The 2,075-nt window shown below is 55.2% G+C and carries 2 protein-coding genes; one reads left to right on the plus strand and one right to left on the minus strand.

Translation table 11 applies throughout. The features are described 5' to 3' along the window. Positions 1-121: 121 nt before the first annotated feature. Positions 122-868 (minus strand): TylF/MycF/NovP-related O-methyltransferase, encoded by a 747-nt coding sequence (locus tag RI518_RS07795; RefSeq protein ID WP_310689812.1) that lies wholly within the window; start codon positions 866-868, stop codon positions 122-124. 373 nt (positions 869-1,241) lie between these two features. Between RI518_RS07795 and RI518_RS07800 the strand changes: the two genes are divergently transcribed. Then, positions 1,242-1,985 carry a hypothetical protein gene (locus RI518_RS07800; RefSeq protein WP_310689811.1) on the plus strand — a complete coding sequence of 248 codons (744 nt, stop codon included), beginning with the start codon at positions 1,242-1,244 and terminating at the stop codon, positions 1,983-1,985. Positions 1,986-2,075: the final 90 nt, after the last annotated feature.

Raw genomic sequence — 2,075 nt, forward strand, 5'->3', positions numbered from 1 at the left:
CTGGGAGTCTCTCGATGTTCCATTCGTGTTCCCTCGTTTCACAAATACAGCCAACCGACAACTTTTTTCCGTCGACGTCATCCCAGACTATTGCCCGCTCAGTGAGCCCTGCGAGCAAAACTTACTTGAAAATGGCCCACCGCTCCCACGAGCCTTCATCTTCTAAAAGCGTCGGGCGAATGCCGTGCTCTTCGCAAAAGCTATCTACCGCAAAGCGGGGCCCAGGAAACTTGAGCGAGTAGTACTCGTCGAGGAATATCATTCCACCTGGACTCAATCGCGGCCACACATAATCGAGAGCCACTTGGTAGCCACCCCACAAGTCACAATCAATCAGCGCGCCGGCCACAGTGCGCCGCGCATTTGCCGGCTCTTCCACACTCTCTGCAAACTCTCCCGCGAATAGTTCAACCTGGGAGTCGGTTCCTGTGTATTCCAGTAGAGAGCGCACATAATGCTCGCTCGTGTTGGAAAAGTTGCCCGATGTCGAAGAAGCGGAGGGGTGGGAATCTCGACCCAACCAACTCAGGTGAGCTCGATTTTTCACGACCCTTTCAAAATGGTCGGAAGAAATGCGCCCCTCTTCGTGCAACTGTTCAAACCGCTCCTGCAAATCAAACGGGGACGTCGAGGGGAAGCCCGCAAAAGTGTCGAAACCGACCGCTATGGAGTCTGACCCTCTCTCCTGGAGCAGCATTGCTGTTCCGACTAAGGACCGGCCCCGGTAGACACCAAACTCCAGAAAATCTCCTTCAAGGTCGCGTGCATGCTCCACAAAGTCGAACCAATGTCGAGAGCCGCCTGTGTACGGCCGTGTGGCGACATCGTAAACGCCCAGGATGCTCGCTTCCCACGGTTCAAGAGCCATTTTCCCCACCCATCCGATTATCTCAGCTGTATCCGAGGCGTCCAGTACCGAGATTCGAGCCAAAGCAGGACAACCGAAAAAACATTATCAGGTCTTCTGCTCCGAACCGCGTGCCCCCAAAAGGTCTGGCACTGCTCCCGGCGTTTGCATTAGTGGCAGGCGGTTGCCCGAGCCACAGTTGCATCGAGTTCGCCAGTAGGTTAGGACTAACGGGATAAACAGATCCGGCACCACGGAGAGGCGCAATATTCTGGTCGAGCGGCGTGATTTTGCGGGGAATAGCGAAGAGCCCTCGGTCTTTGTTCTGAGCGTCCACTTTCGGGAGCCCAAGTGGGTGCAGAGACAGCGTTGGTACTTGGACCGAAATGTGGACATGCCACAACACCGAGTTTTTGCCGTAAACGGAATACCCGAAGACTTCTTTCTCAGCTCCGAGTCCACACTGAGTCACTCGGGCAACCACACGCAGGGGCTTAATTTGCTCGCCGAGCATGCTCTTGAGCGGGCCAACGATTGGGACTGGCTGTTGTTTCTCGACAGTGACGCTTTTCCGATTGTTCCGCTTTCTCAAATATTGGACAACGCCCATCCATTTATCGCCGTTCAACGACTCGAGAATCTAGGAGATATTCAGCCACACCCCAGTTTTTGCGCCGCGAAGGCGGGTGTGTGGCGTGAGTTGCAACCGGACTGGAGTCGAGGATACCGATGGACAAATTCGTTAGGCATGTCGGTCACTGACGTTGGTGGGGGTGTACTCAAGGCTCTTGACGAGTCCGGCACTTCCTGGCAGCCACTGGTGCGAAGAAATAGAGTGAATTACCACCCACTCTGGTTTGGCGTTTATGGATTTCCTCAAGGGCCCGGCGTGGTCTACCACCACGGGGCTGGCTCTCGGGCTCGAAGTGGCCGGGTTGTCAGGCTCGGTAAAAAACCCACTAATCGAATTCACCGGGCGTGGGAAACGCTGGTTTTTTTCATCAAGGTTGGAACGCAGGCGCGGAGGGGAGGTATAGCCATTTCCCTTCGGAAACTCGCACGAAGAAGGGGACTGTTTACCGAAGCCTTCGAAAAGGCCATTGATGAAAATCACACCTTCTGGAAGGCCGTTACCTAGTCTGCCCGCACCCAGCCTCGTGTCCGGGAGGAGCTGTCGTCAACCTCTGACGAGGTAGTGCGTTGCCGGCCGCTGAATTGAATTGGTCCG

It is taken from the genome of Pontimonas sp., from assembly GCF_031581085.1.
GTDB lineage: Bacteria > Actinomycetota > Actinomycetes > Actinomycetales > Microbacteriaceae > Pontimonas.

Excerpts from the sequence above, each read along its gene's own strand:
- RI518_RS07795 (WP_310689812.1), bottom strand. The coding sequence starts at position 868 with ATGGCTCTTGAACCGTGGGAAGCGAGCATCCTGGGCGTTTACGATGTC.
- RI518_RS07800 (WP_310689811.1), top strand. The coding sequence starts at position 1,242 with ATGCCACAACACCGAGTTTTTGCCGTAAACGGAATACCCGAAGACTTC.